This is a genomic window from Streptomyces sp. NPDC056128 (assembly GCF_042263835.1).
Taxonomy (GTDB): Bacteria; Actinomycetota; Actinomycetes; order Streptomycetales; family Streptomycetaceae; genus Streptomyces.
Window position 1 is genome coordinate 16,238 of the sequence record NZ_JBHJVQ010000013.1, and the last position, 21,539, is coordinate 37,776.

At 69.4% G+C, this 21,539-nt stretch carries 23 protein-coding genes; 6 read left to right on the top strand and 17 right to left on the bottom strand.

Annotation, left to right across the window (positions count from 1 at the left end; genetic code table 11):
- Positions 1–5: 5 nt before the first annotated feature.
- Positions 6–380 carry a VOC family protein gene (locus ACFC1X_RS23680; RefSeq protein ID WP_376356668.1) on the bottom strand — a complete coding sequence of 125 codons (375 nt, stop codon included), beginning with the start codon at positions 378–380 and terminating at the stop codon, positions 6–8.
- Positions 377–1,198 (bottom strand): trans-aconitate 2-methyltransferase, encoded by an 822-nt coding sequence (locus tag ACFC1X_RS23685; protein WP_376356670.1) that lies wholly within the window; start codon positions 1,196–1,198, stop codon positions 377–379. Before ACFC1X_RS23685 ends, ACFC1X_RS23680 begins: the two co-directional genes overlap by 4 nt.
- A gap of 118 nt (positions 1,199–1,316) precedes the next feature.
- Here ACFC1X_RS23685 and tamR point away from each other — a divergent pair, with 118 nt between their 5' ends.
- Complete coding sequence (gene tamR, locus ACFC1X_RS23690; protein WP_122616995.1) at positions 1,317–1,814, top strand: MarR family transcriptional regulator TamR; 498 nt, start codon at positions 1,317–1,319, stop codon at positions 1,812–1,814.
- Here the strand turns inward: tamR and ACFC1X_RS23695 are convergent.
- The gene (locus ACFC1X_RS23695) at positions 1,773–2,540 is read right to left on the bottom strand and encodes a response regulator transcription factor (RefSeq protein ID WP_307012830.1); all 768 of its coding nucleotides are present in this window, start codon (positions 2,538–2,540) and stop codon (positions 1,773–1,775) included. The genes tamR and ACFC1X_RS23695 overlap by 42 nt on opposite strands.
- 304 nt (positions 2,541–2,844) lie before the next feature.
- Here ACFC1X_RS23695 and ACFC1X_RS23700 point away from each other — a divergent pair, with 304 nt between their 5' ends.
- Complete coding sequence (locus tag ACFC1X_RS23700) at positions 2,845–3,300, top strand: GNAT family N-acetyltransferase (protein WP_376356673.1); 456 nt, start codon at positions 2,845–2,847, stop codon at positions 3,298–3,300.
- A 30-nt stretch (positions 3,301–3,330) separates the two neighbouring features.
- Here the strand turns inward: ACFC1X_RS23700 and ACFC1X_RS23705 are convergent, their stop codons facing one another.
- The 3 genes from ACFC1X_RS23705 to ACFC1X_RS23715 form a co-directional block, all read right to left on the bottom strand.
- Positions 3,331–3,930 carry a Uma2 family endonuclease gene (locus tag ACFC1X_RS23705; RefSeq protein ID WP_376356675.1) on the bottom strand — a complete coding sequence of 200 codons (600 nt, stop codon included), beginning with the start codon at positions 3,928–3,930 and terminating at the stop codon, positions 3,331–3,333.
- A gap of 62 nt (positions 3,931–3,992) precedes the next feature.
- A complete protein-coding gene (locus ACFC1X_RS23710) occupies positions 3,993–4,739 on the bottom strand; it encodes an ATP-binding protein (RefSeq protein WP_376356677.1) in 747 nt (248 codons plus the stop codon).
- The gene (locus tag ACFC1X_RS23715; protein ID WP_376356679.1) at positions 4,736–4,954 is read right to left on the bottom strand and encodes a hypothetical protein; all 219 of its coding nucleotides are present in this window, start codon (positions 4,952–4,954) and stop codon (positions 4,736–4,738) included. The genes ACFC1X_RS23710 and ACFC1X_RS23715 overlap by 4 nt, the downstream gene beginning before the upstream one ends.
- A 332-nt stretch (positions 4,955–5,286) precedes the next feature.
- Here ACFC1X_RS23715 and ACFC1X_RS23720 point away from each other — a divergent pair, with 332 nt between their 5' ends.
- Positions 5,287–6,159 carry a helix-turn-helix domain-containing protein gene (locus ACFC1X_RS23720; RefSeq protein WP_376356681.1) on the top strand — a complete coding sequence of 291 codons (873 nt, stop codon included), beginning with the start codon at positions 5,287–5,289 and terminating at the stop codon, positions 6,157–6,159.
- Positions 6,156–6,392 (top strand): DUF397 domain-containing protein, encoded by a 237-nt coding sequence (locus ACFC1X_RS23725; RefSeq protein WP_376356683.1) that lies wholly within the window; start codon positions 6,156–6,158, stop codon positions 6,390–6,392. Before ACFC1X_RS23720 ends, ACFC1X_RS23725 begins: the two co-directional genes overlap by 4 nt.
- Before the next feature lie 906 nt (positions 6,393–7,298).
- On the opposite strand, the gene ACFC1X_RS23730 is transcribed toward ACFC1X_RS23725, so the two are convergent.
- The 8 genes from ACFC1X_RS23730 to galT form a co-directional block, all read right to left on the bottom strand.
- On the bottom strand, positions 7,299–7,949 hold the full coding sequence (locus ACFC1X_RS23730; protein ID WP_376356685.1) for a hypothetical protein: 651 nt from the start codon (positions 7,947–7,949) through the stop codon (positions 7,299–7,301).
- Positions 7,950–7,957: 8 nt separating this feature from the next.
- Positions 7,958–9,226: a putative T7SS-secreted protein gene (locus ACFC1X_RS23735; RefSeq protein WP_376356686.1), complete on the bottom strand. Its 1,269-nt coding sequence runs from the start codon at positions 9,224–9,226 to the stop codon at positions 7,958–7,960.
- The gene (locus tag ACFC1X_RS23740) at positions 9,223–9,408 is read right to left on the bottom strand and encodes a hypothetical protein (RefSeq protein ID WP_376356688.1); all 186 of its coding nucleotides are present in this window, start codon (positions 9,406–9,408) and stop codon (positions 9,223–9,225) included. Before ACFC1X_RS23740 ends, ACFC1X_RS23735 begins: the two co-directional genes overlap by 4 nt.
- A gap of 37 nt (positions 9,409–9,445) precedes the next feature.
- On the bottom strand, positions 9,446–10,459 hold the full coding sequence (locus ACFC1X_RS23745; RefSeq protein WP_376356872.1) for a hypothetical protein: 1,014 nt from the start codon (positions 10,457–10,459) through the stop codon (positions 9,446–9,448).
- A gap of 14 nt (positions 10,460–10,473) precedes the next feature.
- Entirely contained in the window at positions 10,474–11,139 is a 666-nt protein-coding gene (locus ACFC1X_RS23750; RefSeq protein WP_376356690.1) for a hypothetical protein, read from the bottom strand.
- Between the two features lie 82 nt (positions 11,140–11,221).
- The gene (galK, locus tag ACFC1X_RS23755) at positions 11,222–12,385 is read right to left on the bottom strand and encodes a galactokinase (protein ID WP_376356691.1); all 1,164 of its coding nucleotides are present in this window, start codon (positions 12,383–12,385) and stop codon (positions 11,222–11,224) included.
- Between the two features lie 37 nt (positions 12,386–12,422).
- Positions 12,423–13,385 (bottom strand): UDP-glucose 4-epimerase GalE, encoded by a 963-nt coding sequence (gene galE / locus ACFC1X_RS23760; protein WP_376356693.1) that lies wholly within the window; start codon positions 13,383–13,385, stop codon positions 12,423–12,425.
- The gene (gene galT, locus ACFC1X_RS23765) at positions 13,382–14,443 is read right to left on the bottom strand and encodes a galactose-1-phosphate uridylyltransferase (RefSeq protein WP_376356695.1); all 1,062 of its coding nucleotides are present in this window, start codon (positions 14,441–14,443) and stop codon (positions 13,382–13,384) included. The genes galE and galT overlap by 4 nt, the downstream gene beginning before the upstream one ends.
- Positions 14,444–14,620: 177 nt before the next feature.
- Here galT and ACFC1X_RS23770 point away from each other — a divergent pair, with 177 nt between their 5' ends.
- On the top strand, positions 14,621–16,300 hold the full coding sequence (locus ACFC1X_RS23770; protein ID WP_376356697.1) for a sodium:solute symporter family protein: 1,680 nt from the start codon (positions 14,621–14,623) through the stop codon (positions 16,298–16,300).
- Positions 16,301–16,321: 21 nt separating this feature from the next.
- A complete protein-coding gene (locus tag ACFC1X_RS23775) occupies positions 16,322–16,630 on the top strand; it encodes a hypothetical protein (RefSeq protein ID WP_376356698.1) in 309 nt (102 codons plus the stop codon).
- A 201-nt stretch (positions 16,631–16,831) separates the two neighbouring features.
- On the opposite strand, the gene ACFC1X_RS23780 is transcribed toward ACFC1X_RS23775, so the two are convergent.
- From ACFC1X_RS23780 to ACFC1X_RS23790, 3 genes are all read right to left on the bottom strand, one after another.
- Positions 16,832–17,506, bottom strand: a complete 675-nt coding sequence (locus tag ACFC1X_RS23780) for a LuxR C-terminal-related transcriptional regulator (RefSeq protein ID WP_376356700.1) — start codon at positions 17,504–17,506, stop codon at positions 16,832–16,834.
- A 230-nt stretch (positions 17,507–17,736) separates the two neighbouring features.
- The gene (locus ACFC1X_RS23785; RefSeq protein ID WP_376356702.1) at positions 17,737–19,563 is read right to left on the bottom strand and encodes a PQQ-binding-like beta-propeller repeat protein; all 1,827 of its coding nucleotides are present in this window, start codon (positions 19,561–19,563) and stop codon (positions 17,737–17,739) included.
- A gap of 63 nt (positions 19,564–19,626) precedes the next feature.
- Complete coding sequence (locus ACFC1X_RS23790) at positions 19,627–21,420, bottom strand: PQQ-binding-like beta-propeller repeat protein (RefSeq protein WP_376356704.1); 1,794 nt, start codon at positions 21,418–21,420, stop codon at positions 19,627–19,629.
- Positions 21,421–21,539: the final 119 nt, after the last annotated feature.

The following is a 21,539-nucleotide window of genomic DNA, read 5'->3' on the forward strand; positions in this document are numbered from 1 at the left end:
CGGCGTCACGGGCGCGGGCGCTCGCCGGGTTCCAGGAACTCCAGGCGGTTACCGACCGGGTCGGCGCAGTAGAAGCGCCGGTGGCCGGGCAGCTCGTCGTCCCAGGTGACGGACGCGCCCCGGGCCTCCAGCCGGGCGGCGTACGCCTCGATCCCGGTGACCCGCAGCCCGGGGTGGGCCTTGCGGGCCGGCCGGAACCCGGGCTCGATCCCCAGGTGGAGCCGGACGGTGCCCGCCTGGAACCAGCAGCCGCCGCGGGCGGCGAGCGCGGGCGGCTTGGGGGTCTCGGCCATGCCGAGGACGCCCGCGTAGAACGCGCGCAGCGACTCCTCGGAGCCGGGCGGCGCGGCGAACTGCACGTGGTCGACCGCGGTGATCACGACTCCTCCGGCTTCCGGGCGACGGCGAAGACGCGGCGGAACGGGAAGGGGGTGCCGTGCGGTCCGGCCGGGTAGGCGGCGCGCAGGACCGTCCGGTACTCCTCGACGAACGTGTCGCGGGCGGCCGGGTCGTCGTCGAGGGCGGCCAGTACGGGGCGCAGTCCCGTTCCCTTCACCCAGTCCAGCACGGCGTCCTCGCCGTCCAGCAGGTGGACGTACGTCGTCTCCCAGACGTCGGCGGTGCAGCCGGTGGCCGTCAGGTGGGCGAGGTAGGCCTCGGGGGTGAGGACGGCGTCGTCGTGGCGCAGGACGCCCGCGAGACGGTCCCGCCAGCGCCGGGAGTGGGCGAGTTCGCGCATCAGGCGGTGGCTGGGGGCGTGGAAGTTGCCGGGCACCTGGAAGGCGAGGGTGCCGCCGGGGGCGAGCCGGTCGATCCAGTCGGGGAAGCGGTCGACGTGGCCGGGGACCCACTGGAGGGTGGCGTTGCTGACGAGGAGGCCGAAGGGCTCGTCGGGGGTCCAGGTGCGGGCGTCGGCGGGGGCGAAGTCGAGGTGGCCGCCGCCAGGGGTGGGGCCGGCGTACTGCTGGGCCCGGTCGAGCATCTGGGGCGAATTGTCGTAGCCGGTGATGCGGGCGGTGGGCCAGCGGTCGGCGAGCAGGGCGGTGGCGTTGCCCGGACCGCAGCCGAGGTCGGCGATGCGGGGCGGGTCGCCCGGGAGTTCCGGGACACGGGCGAGGAGGTCGGCGAAGGGTCGGGCGCGGTGACCGGCGTGGCGCAGATACTGGGCGGGGTCCCAGGCGGGGGCGGTGGCGGGCATGGACTCTCCAGGGGTGGCCGTGCGGGACGGGTACCCAGCGTCGCGGGCAATCTATCTCGACGTCAAGACAATCGACATCAAGAGACTTCACGTCGACACAACCACTACACTGATCGACATGGAGGACGAGGTCGATCGACTGGTCGCAGCGTGGCGCCGGGAGCGCCCGGACCTCGACGTGGAACCGCTGGAGGTACTGAGCCGGGTCAGCAGGCTCGCCCGGCACCTGGACCGCGCCCGCCGACTGGCCTTCTCCGAGCACCAGTTGGAGCCCTGGGAGTTCGACGTGCTCACCGCGCTGCGCCGGGCCGGCACCCCGTACCAGCTCTCACCGGGCCAGCTCCTCACCCAGACCCTGGTCACCTCGGGCACGATGACCAACCGCATCGACCGCCTGGCGAAGAAGGGCCTGGTCGAGCGCCTGCCCGACCCCAGCGACCGGCGCGGCGTACTGGTCCGCCTCACGGACGAGGGCCGCGACCGCGCCGACCAGTCGCTCGCCGGCCTCCTGGCCCAGGAACGGGCCATCCTGGCCGAGCTGTCCCGCGCCCAGCGCAGCGAACTGGCGGCGCTGCTACGCCAGCTGACCGCCCCGTTCGACAACATCCCCGGCTAGGTCGGCGGGCCCGACTCCCGCCCTCCTCGCCAGCGCCACCGCCGCGAGGGTGGAGTGGACGCCCAGCTTGCCCAGCACGTTCTGCATGTGGGTCCGTACGGTGTGCGGGGACAGGTACAGCCGCTCGGCGACGGCCTTGCGCCCGAGCCCGGCCACCATGCACCGCAGCACCTCGCGCTCCCTCGGCGTCAGCGACTCCACCAGGCGCTCGCTCTCGGTGCGGTGCTTGCGGGCGGCGGTCAGTTCGCGCAGGACGCCGGTGAGCAGGGCGGGCGGCAGATGCGTCTCGTCGCGCAGCACCCCGCGGATGACGCTGAGCAGCCGCGACAGGGAGCAGTCCTTGGCGACCCACCCGGAGGCGCCGGCCCCCAGCGCGAGCGCCGCCCGCCGGGGGTCGTCCCGCCCGGCGAGGACGACGATCCGCACCCCCGGCTGCCCCGACCGGACGCCGGCGACCAGCGAGATCCCGTCCACCAGCCCGTCCTCGTTGCCCTCCCGCACGGGCACGGCGGGGCGGGTGCCGGGCACCCGGCCGCCCAGGTCGGCGTCGACGAGCAGCACGTCGAACGGCCGCCCCTCGGACGCGGCCCGCTCCAGGCAGCGCAGTGCGGCCGGACCGCTGCCGGCCGCGGAGACGTCGACGTCGGGCTCGGCGGCCAGGGCGGCGGCGAGCGACTCGGCGAAGATGCGATGGTCGTCGACGACCAGGACTCGGATACGAACCACGAAACCCCCTCCCCCGAGCTCCTCCCGGAGCAGGGGATACCCATCGTCTGTCCATCCTGGGAGGACGACACCGGCACGGGTACGGCGCCCGAAGCCCCGTATCCAGCAGTGCGCTCGGTACTCCGGGAGGGAACGCCACGGCCGCACGGCCGCCGCCGCGCGTACACCGCTGTCCCGCCCCGAGCGCCGTACCCGGCTGTCTCGCCCCCTGAACGGCACCGGCCCCCACCGGTGCTGTTCATCAGAGTACGGGCGGGCGCCGGGAGCGGAAGGTTATTTGCAGAACTGACAGCCCCGCCCGTTTATGGTGAGCCGCATGTTTCGTCTTGTGACAGAAGTCGACAAAGCACGACGCGATCTGCTGCGCACCCGCCTGCGGGAGACGAACACCGCGGCGTCCTCGGTCCTGCGTTCGCTGCGCGGAACCCCTCACGAACGCGAATTCCCGTTGCACGTCTGGCTGCTGGACGCCTCCGGCGGCCTGGCCGGCGGCCTCGTCGGCCACACCTGGGCGACCTGGCTGCACGTGACCTACCTGTGGGTCGACGCCCGCCACCGCGGCACGGGCCTGGGCTCGGCCCTCCTCGACGAGGCGGAACACACGGCCCGCACCGAACGCGGCTGCACCGCCGCCCGCGTGGAGACCTGGGACTTCCAGGCCCCGGACTTCTACACGCGCCACGGCTACGACGTGATGTGCGTGATCCCCGACTACCCGCCGGGGATCACGGAGTACACGCTGGTGAAACGGCTGGAGTGAGACGGCCGGGCGACTGCTGTTCCGGCCGCCTCACTCTGGCTCCAGCCCCATGTCCTTCGCGCTGTAGCGGGGCAGGCCGGTCGTCTCGACGCTCCAGGTGCCGAGCTCGGTGACAAGGGAGACCGACTCGCCGTACGGGTGGTGCAGCCGGTTCTCGTATGCGGGCCGGCCCTCGGTCCTGCCGATGCCCCACTGGTAGGTCCAGGTGCCGTCGCGCGGGTCGAGGATCAGGTAGTGGGGGATGCCCATGGCGGGGTAGTCGCGGGTCTTGTCACGGTAGTCGTTGTCCGGATTGGACGGGGAGACGATTTCGATCGCCAGGACGATCTCGTGGGGGTCGAGGGGGTCGTCGGTCTCCATGGCGTCGTAAGAGCAGACGTGCAGGTCGGGGACCCGAAGTTTGCCAAGCAGCTCGTCGTCGGTGTCAGTGGCTTCGAACACGCCCCAGCCGTCCGGCAGCTGCGGGGTGATCCGGTCCCGTACGCGCGTCGCCGTCAGCTGGTGGCGCGGACGCGGACTCATCATCATGACGATCTTCCCGTCACTGATCTCGGGCCAGGCGAGGCCGGGCGGGGGTGTGAAATGGTCACGCATGTCGCGCAGCCGCCGGTACAGGGTCCGCTCAGTCATGGGTCCTCCCGGCCTCCAGTATGAAGGCGACTGCCTTCCGCTGCGGGCGCGAATCCTCCCGCTCACCCGGAACCGGCCGTATCCGCCGCGGCCCCGACGGCGACCTCGGCCCAGACCGTCAGCCCTTCGCCCGTCCGCTGTGTCCCCCACCTCATGGCCAGCACATCGGTGATCAACAGGCCTCGCCCGCTTTCACACTCCGGCCCGGGTGATCCGGTCGTCGTGGGGACCACCGGCCCGGTACCACTCATGCCGTCGTCGGTCACGCCGACCGTGACCGTATCGGCCGTGAGGGCGCAGGTGATCGTGACGGTACGGCTGTCCGTGTGCTCCAGAGCGTTGGCGACGAGTTCGCCGGCGACGGCCACCAGGTCGTCCGCCTCGCCGGGCGACAGACCCCATGACCGGCAGGTGTCACGGACGTAGTGCCGTGCGGCTCGGGCAGAGGCGAGGTCCCTGCCGGGGAGGCTGAGCAGGCCGTACGCGCGGAGTGCCGGTAAAGTCCCGCCCGCCGGATCTCGCCCTGTTCTCCCCAGGCGGGCACCCCGGGACCCGGCGATGAGCAGGGCATCCGCCAGCGCGTTCGCCAACTGGTCCGTCAAGAGACGGAGTTCTCCAGTCCTCGGACGTGTCGCCGTCAGCAGTTCCCGCGCACGGCCGAGCAGACGCTCCCCCAGACCGAGTTGCACCGCCTCCATGCGGTCGGCGAGCCGGGAGACGGGCCCGTTGCCGTCGGTGAGAAGCAGAGCAGACCGCCCGTGGACGCCGGTCCAGGGTAGGAGCCGTACACGCTCCGTCTCGTCGCTCATGACGCCGCCGCCGGTCGGGCGTGGATGTCACGGGCGTCGAGGTCGACGCCGTAGGTGGCGCACCAGAGGATGTCTCGGCGCAGGCGCTGGATGCGGGCCCTCTCGTCGCGCTCGTACGCGGTGAGGTAGGGGCGGACGAGGGGGGTGGAGGTGCCGTCGATGGGGGTGTGCCAGTGACGGACGGTGGGTGAGGCGCTGAAACGCGGCGATGCCATAGAGCGCTCACCCAGCGAAACACAAGCACGCCGCACCTCTGGCGGGCGGCCTGCCCGATGACGCCCAGAAGGAAGGGCCACCGTCTGCAGCCAACGGATCAGGAACCTTGCGAATCCAACCATCTCTCAACCCCTCGTCGGCTTGAAGAACAGCGCAAGGGAAAACTCTCACGGGAATCCCATGACAGTCTGTCCCGTGAGAGGAGTTCACTGATGTGGGTGACAGAGCTCGAATCCTCGTCCGATGTTCTGGAAGAGCCCCTAGGGTCAGCGCTGTTGACCGGCACAGGTCGGTCTCAGCACTGCGTTCCACAAGCGGGAGGATCTGCAACATGAGCGCCACGCAGACGGGTCCGGCCGGACGCATGCAGATCGCGCGAGGCCTGACCTCGCTACGCGAACGCTGCGGACTCACCCAGACACAGGTGGCGGCACGCGCGGGTGTCAGCACCACGACGGTCAGCCGGTACGAGGCCTGGCAGGACCGCGCCCGCATCCGCTGGGCAACGGTGCGGGCACTGGCGGACGCCTGCGATGCCACACCTCAGGAACGTGAGGCCCTCGTAGCCGTGGCCAAGTCACAGGCCGACGGATGGTGGGTCGGCAACAGCGCGGTGCCGGAGTGGTTGGACCCGCTTGTCTCCTTCGAACAACAAGCGGCCCACGAACACGTTTTCGCGAACACGGTCATTCCGGGTCTGCTGCAGACACGGGAGTATGCCCTCGCCATCCACCAAGCCCGTGAAGTACGCAGCCCGAACGAAAGCATCGAACGAATGGTGGACGCCCGGATACAGCGCCAGGAAATCTTGATGCGCGATCCGGCACTGCACCTGTGGGTGGTACTGGACGAGGCGGTGCTTCGGAGGACGGTCGGTAACGCCGCCATCATGAACAGGCAACTCAAGCACCTTCACGAGACAGCCGAGAGCCCCAACGTCGACATCCAGATCCTGCCGTTCGACGCGGGCGCGCACGCCGCGGGTGCCGGGCACTTCGTGATCCTCGGACGGGACGACGAGCGTGAGCCACTCAATGCCATGGCGGTCGTGTACATCGAGATGCGCCGGCGCGGGGTCTACCTCGATGACGCGGATGACGTCGGTGCCTATAAGTTGACCTTCGACTACCTTCGTTCGCAAGCTGCCGATGCCGCTACCTCGTCGCGGTTGATCACCGAAGTACGACAGGAGCTTCCCTCGTGAACGACATAGCGCCTTCCCCGACTGAGCACCTGACTCTGAACTGGTTCAAGAGCAGCTACAGCGGGGGCGAGGGCAACGAATGTGTCGAGGTCGCCGACTGCGGCCTGCGGGTGGCCGTACGAGACTCGAAAACGCCTCATGAAAGCCTGACCTTCTCCGCCCGCACCTTCGCCGCCTTCGTCGATGGCATACCGAGGGCTCAGCCCGGATGCACCGGCTTGGTTCCGAAGTGATCGTTTCGGGCCCTTGCGGGCGGGTGGTCAGGGCTTCTCAAGTGGTGGGGGACGGTGCGTGCGTCAAGTCGAAGAGCCGGGTGAAGTCGTCGGCCGAGGGCCAGCGTTCGGACAAGTGGAGCGTGAGGCGGCGGCGCGGGGCAGGTTGTGTGCGAGGACGGCCAACGCAAGCCAGGCATCGTGCGCTTGTGCGGCTTCCAGTCGTGAGAAGTAACGACCCAGGACAGCCGCCGTGATCGGGGCGCCAAAGCCTACCCAGTGACGGCTCCCCCGCCGCCCCTGTCGTCTTGCCCGTCCTCGGTGAAACGGATGCTACGTAGAGTGTTGGCCATGAGCGGGGCATAACACTCGGACCAGTGGCTGACGTTCGGGGTGGAGAAGGCGACGAGACACATACGTCCCTTTCCACCTGCGACTCCGGAACCGGGATCACGGCATGGAATTGGGCAGTCAGCACGTCAACGGCCTCCCCACTAGGGGAGAACTCTGGCGAAACCGTATAGCTCTGGCCTCCAGTGAATACAGCCGCCGGACCACAAGGAGCATCAATGACCGAGCCGGCCCACGCCGAACCTCTTGACTCCAGTACGCCCCGCAGAGCTCCACGAGCCGCCGTGGCCGTGTCGCTGCCGTACGGGAAGTCGACCACGGCGACCGCCAGCGAGCCCAGCGATGGCTCGCCCCGGAACAAGTGGAGGCAGTCAGCCGCATACACGACGCCGACCTCCTTGAGGAAGCGCGAAACCTGGTGCAGCGCCCGGGCCATGTGACTTAGCTTCTCCTGATCGAGGTCTTCCGTCCCCGCCAGCCGGACATAGCGTCTGTTCAACTCGGTCCATGCCGTCTCGAAGTCCGTGCCGATAGGGATGTCATCGAAGTCCGTCGGAACGGAGAAATCGACACGGATCATGAGCCATGCCCCCCAGGGCCGTCCTGCTCATCGCCTCTGGCCGGAGGGGGTGGAGCGGGAGGCGGCGGCGGGCCCCACCGCTGGGACCGCTGCTGGTCGAAGCGGGCCGCCTTTCGGCGGTTGCGCTCATACCAGCTCCTCATCCAGCGCGGGATCAGGGCCGCCACGACACCTAGAAGGGCTGCAACCGCCAGCAGGGCAACCGCGCCACCGATCGCCTCGCGCGCCACCCACGCCAGCACCAGGAAGGCAGCGCTGAGAAGGGCCGCGATGACGACCAGACCCCGCGAGCCGTGTGTTTCATATGCAGTCATGTTCTGCCGCGCCGAAGCCGCCTCCATCGGAGCGATCTGCCTGCCTGGGACGGGCGGCATTCCGGCGGGAGCCGACATATGGGAGAACAGGGGGCCACCAGCACGCAGTCGGTCCATCGTGTGCTGGGCGCGTTGGCGGACGTCCGGGGAGTCGTCACGCAGATAGGTCAGGCGCCATTGGCCCCGAGTGACTATGTCCGTCTCGTGGAGTCTGTAGCCCAACTCGTAGGCCACCGCCGCGATTGTTTCGCTCTGTGTAACCTCTCGACCCCTGAGTGTGATCTCTGCGGTGCCGCGCCCATCAAAGTAGGCGAGGATCTGTTCATGCTTCATGAGGGCCTTCACTTCTCCTGTTGCGCGGCACGGTCCTTCTCTCTCCCGGCGTTCCAGGCGTTCTCGAACGCCACGAGAAGGAATCCGCCTCCTCCGGGCATGGCAAGTTCGGCCTTCTGACGGTTGTTCTGCGGCGCGAAGTAGCCCAGGGCTGTCGGATCTGCGATAAAGGCTGCGACGGTGTCCACGAGCCCGAAGTTGGCGGAGGCTTCAGCGGCACGGCTTCCGGCTACGACCGCGGTCACGCCCTTGAACGCGAGCCCGAACGGCAGAGCGCCCAGTGCATCCTGCGCGAGGGGTCGGTTGGAGACCACAGCGTCACCACCTACCGCCCGCGCCGTCCCGTGGAGCGCAAGGGCACCACCGGAGAAACCGCCCGCCACCGCACCCACGGACACGGAAGCCAAGGCAAGGGGCGGGAAGAACACACTGAGACCGAGCATGACGAGCGAGATCGCTCCCAGTGCGGCGCTCACAGTAGCCAGTACGTCACCAAGCGCAGCGATGGTGTATGCGTGTTCCCCGAGCCACTTGACCGCGTCGGCGACGGCCGCGCTGACAGCCTCGGCGACGATGTCATCGAGTTCGCCGAGAGCCTTGCCGATGTCTACGAGGGTGTCACCGATCTTGTCCAGCAGGCCGGGCTCGTTGGGGGCGATGTTCATCGCCTTGTCGAGCCGGCGAGCGACGGATCGGCCTTCCAGGTCGTAGTCGGTGGCCAGCTTGCGTGCCTGGGCACGGATCCGGTCGAGATCTGATTCCGCCGTACTGGCCGCCAGCCGAGCCGCGGCGCGGTCCTTCTCGGTCTTCTCCTGCTGGCGGGCGTCGGCGTCGTCCTTCGGCGGCAGATCGAGCACGGGCTTTGGGGGCAGATCCGAGAGTTTGCCCTTCGCCGCGCGCAGAGCGTCCTTCACGTCCTGCGCCTGCTTCTCCAGGACCTCGGCCTTGCGCTGCCAGGCCGGCATCTCGTCGGCCCAGGTCGTCAGCGCGCTCGCGGCCTTGCCGAAGGATCGTTTCGCCTTGTCGACCTTGGGCCGGAAGTCGTCGTCGAACTGCTCCCGGAACGCATCGGCATGGCGCCCCTTCCAGTCGGCATCGTCGGTGCCATGCAGGGCGTCGGATATCTCGTCCAGCGATTTGGCCGTGCGCTGCACGATGTTCGCGACGTGCTTCGAGGCATGTGGATCGCCTGGGCAGGGGACGAACTCCAGGGCCGGAAACCGATCCTTCAAGGGAGAAGTCTGCGTAGGCGACAGCCAGGAGAACGGATCACTCACGCGCGCTGCTCCCGTGCTTTCCGCAACTCCTTGGCCAGCGTGTCATCGAGGTCCTCGAACGCCTTCTGCATCTTGTCGAGCGTCTTTACCGCGGCTCCGGAGTACTTCTTGATCTGCTTGATGCCGTACGACCACTCGTCACCGAAGTCGTTCATGCGCGAGGCGAGCATGCTCACACCCATGGAGGCGCCGTCGACCTCTTCGTCCCCGTTTCCTTGTTCAGCGGTTGACGGCCTGGATCTCCTGGACGACGACGTCCTGGCCTGCCCCGAACTCGCCGTCGGGCAGGTCGCCGCCGGCGCCGGTCGTGCTCGTCCAGCTGATCTTCCAGGTGACGGTGGCCTGGAGCTGGTACGAACCCTCGCCGGAGGAGCGCAGGTACTTCACCCCGCACGGCGGGGTCTCGTCGGCCTTGCCCTTGGCGTAGGGCGCGCCGATCCGTCCGTCCCGGATCTCGCAGTGTCCGGACGCCGGGTAGGTGACGGCGTCCTCCGTGCCCGGGGTGATCTTCAGCGACACCGGTTCGGCCGTGGTCGTCGCGCTGAGGCCGAGCATCGGGACGGAGGCGGTGACGGAGACGGGCTTGAACTCGGCGGTGTCGAGCCACGCCCAGGTCGGCAGGTTCACCTTCGTGGCACCCTCCGGCGCCAGGTCGACCTCGGTCGAGGGCACGCGGATCTCGGCGTAGGCGAGTTGGGCGAGCGTCTCGGCGGTGATGGCCTGGGGGCGGTCGGGGGGTGGCGCGTCGCCGTCACCGACCCAGAAGGGCAGTTCGTTGCAGTCCTGCGACGCGGGGTCCGCCTCGCGCCCTTCGGTAACGTAGGAGCCCCACCAGTACCCCTCGCCCTCCTTGTCCTTGTTGAAGTCCTTGTAGGGCTGGCCGTTGACGAAGTAGTTCTGGGTCTTCAGGGCCCACTCACGACTGGGCGAACTGGTCCCCCACACCTGCCGCATCCGCGCGTCGAGTTCCTTGGCCGTGTGCTTGGGCGCGTAGTAGCAGGCGGGGGGTGTCCAGGAGGTACTGGACGTGACGGTGCCCGCCGACTTACCACTCCCGTTCTTGGACCGATTGAAGACGATCACACCGGAGACACCGGCGGATACCTTGTCACCGTCGGCCCCGGCCGAGGCGTCGGAGTCGACTTCGGTCACGGATGGGGCGGGCCCCGGGGTCGCCCATGCGGTGCTCGGGATTCCGGCCGGGACCAGAACCAGAAGGGCAACGGTGCCCATCCGGGTCGGCGTGATCAGCCTGCGCACTGCTCGTGCCCCCTCTTGGTGTGCATGCCCGTGGTCACCCACACACCCTCGCCGCTCTTCTCCAAGCGCGTGTTGTACAGGACGTACGGACTGTCACTGGCCGGCGTCTTGTCCACCTTGCCGGTCTTCCGGTCCTTGTTGTACGCCTTGCCGTCGTCCGCGCAGTAGACGATGACAGCCGTCTTCTCGTCGCGCAGCGTCACCCGCGGATCGAAGTAACGGATGGTCCCTGTCCAGGAGATGTTGGCGTCAAGCCACGCCTGCACCCACTTCACTTCGCTGATGAGTGCGTCGTCCTGGTAGTAGAAGGACAGCGCCTTCGACTTCGTGTCCCCCCGGGCGATCGCATCGTCGACCGAGCCGAGCGCCCGCTGGGCGTCGGCCAGTGCGGCGTCTTTGGCGGCATCCCCGGTCTTCCAACCCTCGAAGACGCTCTTCATGTCGCTGGGCACCTTGACGTCGGGCCGGCCGGCGGAATCCGAGGCACCGGTACTCGGCGAAGCCGACGCCGATGCCTCACCGCCCGTGTCCGCGCCCGCGATCTTGTCCTTGCCGTCGGGCTTCTCCTCACCACCGCCCCCGCACGCGGACAGCGTCAGGGCCGCGGCGGCGGCAAACGCGGCGGCTGTGAGGAACGTGGGGCGGCGATTCACGGATGGCTCCCGGTGGGGCGAGGGTTCACACGAGTGGCCCACGCTATCTACTGGGAGTTACGGCAAACCAGTTGGGTTCCCGTCAGAGCACCCGTCGCGCCCCCGCCGACGGCACCGCCTCGAACACCCGGGGAGCCGTGAAGGCGGCTGCCGCGAAGGCCTCTTCGACCGCCTTGGTGATGGCGTCCACGTCGGTGGCCTCGGCCAGGACGATCGCCGAGCCGCCGAAGCCGCCGCCGGTCATCCGGGCGCCGAGGGCGCCGGAGGCGAGGGCGGTGTCGACGACCAGGTCCAGCTCCGGGCAGGAGATGCGGAAGTCGTCGCGCAGCGAGACGTGGCCCTCGACGAGGACGGGGCCGATGGCGCGGGTGTCGCCGGATTCCAGGAGGGACACCACGCGCTCCACGCGCTCGTCCTCCGTGACGACGTGCCGGACGAGACGGCGTACCTCCTCCTCGTCGCCCAGCCGCTCCAGCGCCGCGTCCAGGTCGGCGTACGGCACGTCGCGCAGCGCGTCGACGCCGAGCAGCGCGGCGCCCTTCTCGCAGCCCGCGCGGCGCTTGCCGTACTCGCCCTCGCTGTGGGAGTGCTTGACCCGGGTGTCGACCACGAGCAGGCGCATGCCCTCGGCCGCGAGGTCGAAGGGGATCTGCTGCTGGGAGAGGTCGCGGGTGTCGAGGAAGAGGGCATGGCCCGCTTCGCAGCACGCCGACGCCGTCTGGTCCATGATGCCGACCGGCGCGCCGACGTAGACGTTCTCCGCGCGCTGGCACAGGCGGGCCAGCTGCCAGCCGCGCAGGCCGAGCGCGTAGAGGTCGTTGAGCGCCAGGGCGACGACGACCTCCAGGGCCGCCGAGGAGGAGAGGCCCGCGCCGGACGGGACCGTGGAGGCGAGGTGGACGTCGGCGCCGGTCAGCTCGTGGCCCGCCTCGCGCAGCGCCCAGACGACACCCGAGGGGTACGCCGTCCAGGACTTGTCCGACCCGGGGTCCAGGTCGGCCACGCGCAGCTCGACGGGGTCGCCGGGGACGTCCGCCGAGTGCAGGCGCAGGATGCCGTCGTCGCGCCGGGAGACGGCGGCGACCGCGGTGTGCGGCAGGGCGAACGGCATGACGAAGCCGTCGTTGTAGTCGGTGTGTTCGCCGATCAGGTTGACCCGGCCCGGCGCGGCCCACACCCCTTGCGGTTCCGCCCCGTACAGCTCCCGGAACCGCTCGCCGACGGTCCCTGCGACAGCCTCGCCCATGCCCTGACCCCTCACCGTTCCGGTAACTCCGTAAGTACTAGCCCGCGTGGCGCTGCGCGAACTGCCACGCGTCCGCGACGATCCCCGCGAGATCCGCGCGGGACGGGTTCCAGCCCAGTTTCTCGCGTGCGGTGTCCGCCGACGCCACCAGGACCGCCGGGTCGCCGCCCCGTCGGGGGGCCACGACCTCGGGGATCGGGTGGCCGGTCACGCGGCGGACGGTCTCGACGACCTCGCGGACGGAGAACCCGTTGCCGTTGCCCAGGTTGCAGATGAGGTGCTCGCCGGGGGTGGCCGCCCCCACGGCGAGCAGATGGGCCTCGGCCAGGTCGGCGACGTGGATGTAGTCGCGTACGCAGGTGCCGTCCGGCGTCGGGTAGTCGTCGCCGAAGACGGAGATGGCGTCCCGCCGGCCCTGCGCCACCTGGAGGACGAGCGGGATCAGGTGCGACTCGGGGTCGTGGCGCTCGCCGTGCTCCCCGTAGGCGCCCGCGACGTTGAAGTAGCGCAGCGACACCGCGCCCAGGCCGTGGGCCGCCGCCTCACCGCTGATCATGTGGTCGACGGCGAGCTTGGAGGCGCCGTACGGGTTGGTGGGCTTCGTGGGCGCGGTCTCGACGATCGGGACCTGCTCGGGCTCGCCGTACGTGGCGGCCGTGGAGGAGAAGACGAGCCGCCGCACGCCCGCGCCCCGCATGGCCTCCAGCAGGGCCATGGTCCCGCCGACGTTGTTGTCCCAGTACTTCTCGGGCTTCACGACCGACTCCCCCACCTGGGAGAAGGCGGCGAAGTGCAGCACGCCGTCGAAGGTGGAGTCCAGCCACTTGGCGGCGTCGCGGATGTCCCCCTCGATGAACGAGACCCCCGCGGGCACCCCCTCACGGAAGCCGGTCGAGAGGTTGTCGAGGACGACGACCTCGTGCCCGGCCTCCACCAGATGCTGGGCGACGACGCTGCCGACGTAACCCGCACCGCCCGTCACCAGGTACTTCCCGCTCATGAACTCGCTACCTCTCGCAGTCGCTCGGCCGCGCGCTCCGGGGGCACGTCGTTGATGAACACGTTCATGCCGGACTCGGAGCCCGCGAGGAACTTCAGCTTGCCGGACGTACGGCGGATGGTGAAAAGCTCCAGGTGCAGCGCGAAGTCGTCCCGCGTCACGCCCTCGAACTCCTCCAGCTGCCCGAACGGGGCCTGGTGCCAGGCCGCGATGTACGGCGTCGGAGGCTCGCCCTCACCGAAGATCCGGTCGAAGCGCCTCAACAGTTCCAGATAGACCTGGGGAAACTCTGTGCGCGCCGCCTCGTCGAGCCCGAGCAGGTCGGGCACCCTGCGCTTGGGGTAGAGGTGCACCTCGTACGGCCAGTGCGCCGCGTACGGCACGAAGGCCACCCACTCCTCACTCTCCAGGACGACCCGCTCACCGGCCAGTTCCTCCGCCAGGACGGCGTCGAACAGGTTGTCCCCGCCCGTCGCGTCCTTGTGCGCGGCGAGTGAACGGAGCATCAGGGCGGTGCGGGGCGTGGTGAAGGGGTAGGCGTAGATCTGCCCGTGCGGGTGACCCAGCGTCACGCCGATCTCGGCGCCCCGGTTCTCGAAGCAGAACACCTGTTCAACGGAGGGCAGATGGGACAGCTCGGAGGTGCGGTCGGTCCAGGCGTCGAGCACGAGCCGGGCCTGCTCCTCGCTCAGGCCGGCGAAGGAGGCGTCGTGGTCGGAGGTGAAGCAGACGACCTCGCAGCGCCCGGAGTCGCCCGCCAGCGAGGGGAAGCGGTTCTCGAAGACCACCACGTCGTACGACGAGTCCGGGATCTCGCTCAGCCGCTCCCCGTCCGACGGGCACAGCGGGCACTGGTCGGCCGGCGGGTGGTAGGTGCGGCCCTGGCGGTGCGAGGCGACGGCGATCGAGTCGCCGAGCAGGGGATCGCGGCGGACCTCGGAGGTGGTGACGGTCCGCTCCAGCGGGCGGTGGTCCACCGCGTCGCGCACGGTGTCGTCACGCAGGTCGTAGTAGACCAGCTCACGGCCGTCGGCCAGCCGGGTCGAGGTCTTCTTCACTGCCGCACTCCTCTGCACCCACCAATCACCCAACACAATCAAACATAACACATCACAACCCACCACCCCACGCCGCTCATCACAATCAAACAAAGAACATCACCAGAAGTGTTCAATTACTGAACGCGGAGGCGTAGGTTCCGCTCCGGATCAGTTCGCGAACGAAGCGAGTGCTTAATGCAAACCCCCACATACCTAGCAGCAGAACTTCGGCTCCCCACCAACTGGCTCGACTACACGATCCTCGGGATCTACTTCGTCGTCGTCCTGGGGATCGGCTTCGCCGCCCGCCGTTCGGTCAAGACCAGCCTGGACTTCTTCCTGTCCGGCCGCTCGCTGCCCGCCTGGGTCACCGGCCTCGCCTTCGTCGCGGCCAACCTGGGCGCCACCGAGATCCTGGGCATGGCCGCCAACAGCGCCCAGTACGGCGTCTACACGACCCACTGGTACTGGATCGGCGCCATCCCGGCGATGGTCTTCCTCGGCCTGGTGATGATGCCGTTCTACTACGGCTCGAAGGTCCGGTCGGTCCCGGAGTTCCTCCTCCTCCGCTTCGACAAGGCCTCCCACCTGCTCAGTTCGATCCTGTTCGCGGTGGCGGCCATCCTGATCGCCGGAGTGAACCTCTACGCCCTCGCGATCGTCGTCGAGGCCCTGCTGGGCTGGCCGGAGTGGGTGGCCATCGTGGTGGCCGGCTTCTTCGTCCTGGCGTACATCACCCTGGGCGGTCTGTCCTCGGCCATCTACAACGAGGTCCTCCAGTTCTTCGTGATCCTGGCCGGCCTCATCCCGATCACCGTGCTGGGCCTGAAGAAGGTCGGCGGCTGGGACGGCCTGTCCGACTCCCTCTCGCAGTCACGGGGCGCCGACTTCATGACGTCCTGGGGCGGAACGGGCATCGGAAGCGACAACCCACTGGGCGCCAACTGGCTGACCATCGTCCTCGGCCTCGGCTTCGTCCTGTCCTTCGGCTACTGGACGACGAACTTCGCCGAGGTGCAGCGCGCCCTGTCGGCGAAGAACCTCTCGGCGGCCCAGCGCACGCCGCTCATCGCCGCCTTCCCGAAGATCTTCATCGTCTTCGTGGTGATGATCCCGGGCCTGGTGGCCGCGGTCCTGGTCCCGAAGATCGGCACGCCCGAGTCGGACCTCCAGTACAACGACGCGATCCCGTACCTGATGCAGCAGTTGCTGCCCAACGGCGTCCTCGGCATCGCGGTGACCGGCCTGCTGGCCGCCTTCATGGCCGGCATGGCGGCGAACATCTCCTCCTTCAACACGGTCTTCACGACCGACATCTGGGGGAAGTACGTCGTGAAGGGCCGCGAGGACGCGTACTACGTGCGCTTCGGCCGCCTGATCACCGTGATCGGCGTGCTGGCCTCGATCGGTACGGCGTTCCTGGCCTCGTCCTTCTCCAACATCATGAGCTACCTCCAGACGCTGTTCTCCTTCTTCAACGTGCCGATGTTCGTGGTCTTCATCATCGGCATGTTCTGGAAGCGGGCGTCGATGAAGTCCGGCTTCTGGGGACTGATCGCCGGTACGACCGCCGCGATGGTGAACTACTTCGTCATCTACAAGCAGGGCATCATCGACATCCCCTCCGACCAGGGCGCCAACTTCGTCTCCGCGATCGCGGGCTTCGTGGCCGGTGCGGTGGTCATGGTCGCGGTGTCCCTGTTCACGGCCCCGAAGCCGGTCAGCGAGCTGCAGGGTCTGGTCTACGGCACGACGTCGCCCGGCATGTCCGAGCCACCGGCCAAGGGCGACGACGCGTGGTACCGCAAGCCGGCGCTGCTGGGCTGGGGCGCGGTCATCCTGGCCGCCGCCTGCTACATCCCGTTCTCGTTCTGATCGCGGGAGGATTGAGAGAGCATGTCTGATTCCTACTCCGACAAGAACGTCCAGGACGAGGTCTCCGAGCTGGAGACCAAGTCCGTCACGGCCGCGCGGCTGTTCGACATCCGGCGGATCATCGGCGGGCTGTTCGTGGTCTACGGCGTCATCGTGATGATCGCGGGCTTCGTGGCGTCCGACGACGAGATCGACAAGGCGCAGGGGGTGAACATCAACCTCTGGACCGGGCTGGGGATGCTGATCCTCGGCATCTTCTTCCTGGCCTGGCTAAAACTCCGCCCCACGGCTCCGCCGCCCCCGCCACTGGAGGACGCCCCCAAGGAGTGACACCACCCTGTTGACGCCGGGGTGGTCAGGGCCCCGGCACGGGTGTGAACGCGGGGTAGGTGACGGTGGCACCCGGCGGGGGTGCGGGCCGGGGGTGGGTGACGCGACCCGGCGCTGGCCGGGCGCCGCCGCGCCCACCCGTGCCGCCCCAGGCGGCACATCTGCCCGCGGTTACGCGGGAATGTGCCGCCCCCACCCCGCTCAACCGCCGGAGGTGCTCGCGCGGTCCAGCAACCCCGTCCGCGCCGCCAGCGCCGCCGCCTCCAGTCGTGAGCCCACCCCGAGCTTCATCAGCACCCGCTGGACATGCGTACGTGCCGTGGACGGTGCTATCCCCATCCCCGCCGCGATCAGCCGGGTGTCCTCGCCGTCGGCGACCCGGACCAGGACCTCGACCTCCCTCGGCGTGAGCATCTGCAGCAGCCGTGCCCCCTCGTCGTCGGGCTGTGCCGCCGGATTCAGCAGTTCCCCGAACGCCCCCTGCAACAGCGCCGGCGCCACCGCCGCCTCCCCCGCCCGCGCCTTCATGATCGCCCGCTCCACGCCCTCTATGCGCTCGTCGTGCCGGACGTACCCCGACGCCCCCGCCGCGAACGCCGCCGCGATCCCGCGAGGGCTCGGCACCGGTCCCAGCACCAGCACCGCCACCTGCGGACGCTCCCGCTTGATCCGCACCACCGGATCGAAGATCCCCGCCTCGGCCGGCGCCGCCGTCCCGAGCAGGCACACCTCCGGCGCCCGGCTGATCACCAGCTCCGCCGCCCCCGCGGCCGGCGCCGCCGCGGCCAGCACCCGGTGCCCGCGCAGCTTCAGCGCAGAGGCCAGCGCCTCGGCGAGCAATCGGTGATCGTCGACCACCATGAGCCGTACTCCCATAGAGCAACCCCCCAGTCACCCAGACCCCCGGCATGCCCCCGGAAGCTACACGCTAGCTGGATCTCGCGCTGCCGCTACCGGCGAGAATCGCCCCGGATCACCGAATCCCACCCCAATACGCCCCCGCGCAGCGCCCCGCCCCCACGAGAACGGCCCCGCCCCCGCAGGAAGCGGGAACGGGGCCGAAGGACACTCAAGGGCACCCAAGGGCACCAAGAGGCACCGCGGACTCAGCCGCTCGTGCCGAACCCGATCGCCAGGTACTCCTTCTCGTCCGCACTGGTCGGCTCGCTGGCGTACACCTGCGACATGTACAGGTGCCCCTGCGAGTAGAGGATCTCGGAGTAGTCCGGCGACATGCTGGACTCCACGTCCCGCACCGCGTCGGTCGCCGGGTTCTCCAGCAGCGTGGTCTGCTTGAACGACCCGCCGTCGATGCTGACGATCTGACCGCCCTTGTCGTACGGCGGCCGCTTGTAGGCGATCACGTTGCTGCCGTCCATGCGCAGCGGAGTGATCGTGTAGTCCTCGCCGGCGTCCGCCCGCTGCCCCGTCTGCTTCCCGGTGGCCAGGTCGAAGGCGACGACCTCGTTGGTCCGGCTGTAGGACTCGCCGCTGCCCTCGTGCTCCTCGGTCGGGATGTAGAGCCGGTTCTCACCGACCGCGAGCCCCGTGCAGTTCTCGATCTTGGTGATCGTGTCGCAGCGGGCCGCGAACTGCTCGCCGGGGACCGAGATGCGGGTGCGCAGCTTGCCGGTCTTGTTGTCGATGGAGAAGAAGTCCGAGATGCCGCTGCCGTCACCGGCGGAGTCACCGACGTCGGCGGCCACGACCAGCGGGTCCGTGGAGACGACGCCCGCGTACTCGATGCCCTTGGCCATCTTGTACTCGGAGATCACCTTCCCGCTCTTCGGGTCGATGGTCTGGATGTTCAGCTGCCGCGCGTCGTACGACCCGCACTTGCGCACCGCGACCATCTTGTCGCCGCCGCCGTACCCGGCGTCGTAGCAGGAGTCGGTCGCCTTCGGGGACCAGAGGACGTCGCCCTTGGCGATGTCGAAGCCGACGCCGCCCTCGGTGCTGCCGGCCGCGACGGTGTCGCCGCTGATCGTGACGTTGCTGAAGTTGATCGGCTGGTCACCGGCGGTCTTCGTCCACACCTTCTTCCCGGCGTCCAGGTCCAGGACGGCGACCTGGGTGCAGCCGTGCGAGGGCTCGGCCTTGGTCGGCATGGCGGGCTGGTGGATGACGACCGTCTTGTTGTCGTCGGTGACGTGCTGGCTGGCCGCGCAGACCGGACCGGCGAGCTTGATCGACCACTGCTTGCTGCCCTTGTCGGGGTCGTACCCGACGACCTCGGCGATGCCGCTCTTGGCGTACACCTTGTCGGTGAGCCAGGAGCCGGAGACGACGACGCTGCTGTCGTCCTTGCTCACCGCGGGCGCGGGGACCTGGAAGAGCACCTTGGCGGCGGGGTCGGAGGGGACCTTCTCCGTGCCGGCGGAGGACTCGCCGCCGTCGCCGCCCTTCTCGTCGGTGCCGCCCTTGCCACCGGTGCCCCCGCTGGAACTGGCGGTGTCGTCCTTGCCGCCGTCGTCGGAGGACTTGGCGTACCAGACCCCGCCGCCGATGATCAGCGCGATCGCGACGACGGCCGACACGATGATCGCCAGCTGCGCGTTGATCTTCCGTCCGCCGCCCGGCCCGCCGGGCTGGGGCTGCATCGGCACGGTCGCCTGCGGATAGCCGTACTGCGGCTGCCCGGGCTGACCCGGCTGCCCGTACGCCGGCGTCGGCTGCCCGTACGGCCCCGGCTGCCCGGGCTGCTGACCGGGGTAGCCGTACCCCGGCTGGGGCTGCGGCGGCGTCTGCGGATACCCGTACCCCGGCTGCTGCTGCGGCGGTCCCGCCGGCGGAGTGGGCGGAGTAGCGGGCGCCTGCGGCGGCGTCTGCGGGTAGCCGTACCCCGGCTCGGGAGCCTTCCCGAAGTGGGGCGGACCCCCCGAGGGCGGCGTGGGCGGCTGGTTGGGCGGTGGCGGGGGCGGCGGCTGGCTCATGGCGTGACTACCTCGGGGAAGCGGGGACGACGGGGAAAGAGTCGGAGGGAGCGGCGAAGAAGGTCACTTGCCGTAGGCGAGCATCAACTTCTCCTTCGACTCGTCGTTTCCGGTCAGGCGGGTGGTGGAGATGTAGAACCGCCCGTCGACCCAGTCGATGTCCTTGGAGTAGAAGCTGTTCTCGATGTCCGCGACACCCTGCGGGTTCTGCAGCAGCTTGGCCGGCGCGTGGCCGCTGCCGCCGGTCGGGATGGAGACGACCTGGCCACCCGCGTCGTAGGACGGCTGGACGTACGCGATGAGCTGGTCGCCCTCGACCTTCAGCGGCATCATCGACTCGTCCGCGGGGGACTTCGTCCGCCACTTCTCCTTGCCGGTGGCGAGGTTGATCGCGACGATCTCGTTGGCGCCGCTGGTCGCCTCGGTCGGCAGGTAGAGGGTGTTGTCGGCGACCGCGACGCCGGAGCAGCCCTGGAGGTCGCGTTCGAGGATGGCCCAGCCGCACTCGGGGGCGAAGTCCTCGTCGACGCCGACCTGTTCGAGGACCTTGCCGCCGGAGGTGAAGGTGGCGATGTTCCAGACCTTCTTGTCCTCGTTGGTGGCGTAGACGACCAGCGGGTCGACGGAGTAGGCGCGGGCGACCCGCCAGCCCTTGTCGTACTTGTAGGTCCACAGGACCTTGCCGGTCTTCGGGTCGAGTCCCTGGATCTCGTCGTGCTCGTTGTTGCCGCCGGCGCCGCAGGAGGCGACCTGGACGAGCTTCTTCGCGCTGCCGGCGAACCCGGCGGGGAAGCAGGCGTCGCCGTACCGCTTCTTGTCGTACAGCTTCTTGCCGCTGGTGACGTCGTAGGCGGTGCCGGACTGGGAGCGGCCGACCATCAGCGTCGTGCCGCTGACGGAGAGTTCGACGGAGAGCGTGGAGTCGAACAGCTCGCCGTCGGCGATGTCCTCGGTCCAGCCCTTCGCACCGGTGGCGAGGTCGATCTCCTGGAGCTTGTTGCACTTGGCGCGGTCGCTGGAGCCGCTCATGTAGGCGACGATGATCTTGTCGTTGGCCGTCTTCTCCGGGGTGACCGCGCAGATCTTCTCCGGGAAGGCGATCGGGTCCCAGGTGGGCTTGCCGTCGCCGACGTTGTAGGCGAAGACCTGCTTGTACGCCGCCTTCACCGCGGCCTTGTCGGTGATCCACATGCCGTTGGCGTCGGCGCCGGAACCGGGGGCGTCGGGCGCCTCCTTGTACCAGAGCACCTTGGACTCGCCGGCCTGGCGGCCCTCGTTGAGGTTCTCGGGGTCCTCGCCGCCGTCACCGCTGCCGTCGCCGGGGTTGACCGGGGCGTCGCCGCCGGAGCCGGAGGGCTTCGGGTCGTCGCTCTTGCCGGCCACCGGCTTCTTGTCCTTGTCGTCACCGCTGTTGGCGGTCACCGCCCACACGCTGCCGCCGATGACCAGCAGGGCCGCGACCGCGGCGCCGACGACGAGGGCGGGCTTGCCCTTGAAGGGGTTGCGGGAGCCGGGGCCGCCGGGCGGCGGGGTGCCGGGTCCGCCCGGGTACTGCGGCTGCGGGTAGCCGTAGCCGGGCTGCTGGCCGTACGGTCCCGGCTGCTGGGGCTGGGCGTAGGGGCCGGAGTTGTACGGTCCGGGCTGCCCGTACGGTCCCGACTGTCCGGGCTGCTGCTGCTGCGGGTAGCCGTACCCCGGCTGGGGCGGCGGGCCGGACGGCGGGCCCTGCGGGGGCGGCGGCGTCTGGGGCGGCCCCTGCGGGGGCGGCGGGGTCGGCGCCCCGAAGCCTCCCGGCGGTGGGTCCTGCGGTGCTCCGAAGCCACCCGGCTGCGGTGGCTGGTTGGGCGGCTGGCTCATCAGCGCGTTCCCCCTTATGACTCACTGATTTTTAGCCACGACCCGGGGTACGCGCTGCCCCCGCGGTCGTCTCAGGCGATCGTCCGGACTGTCGCGGACAGTCCTCCGAGACACTCCTC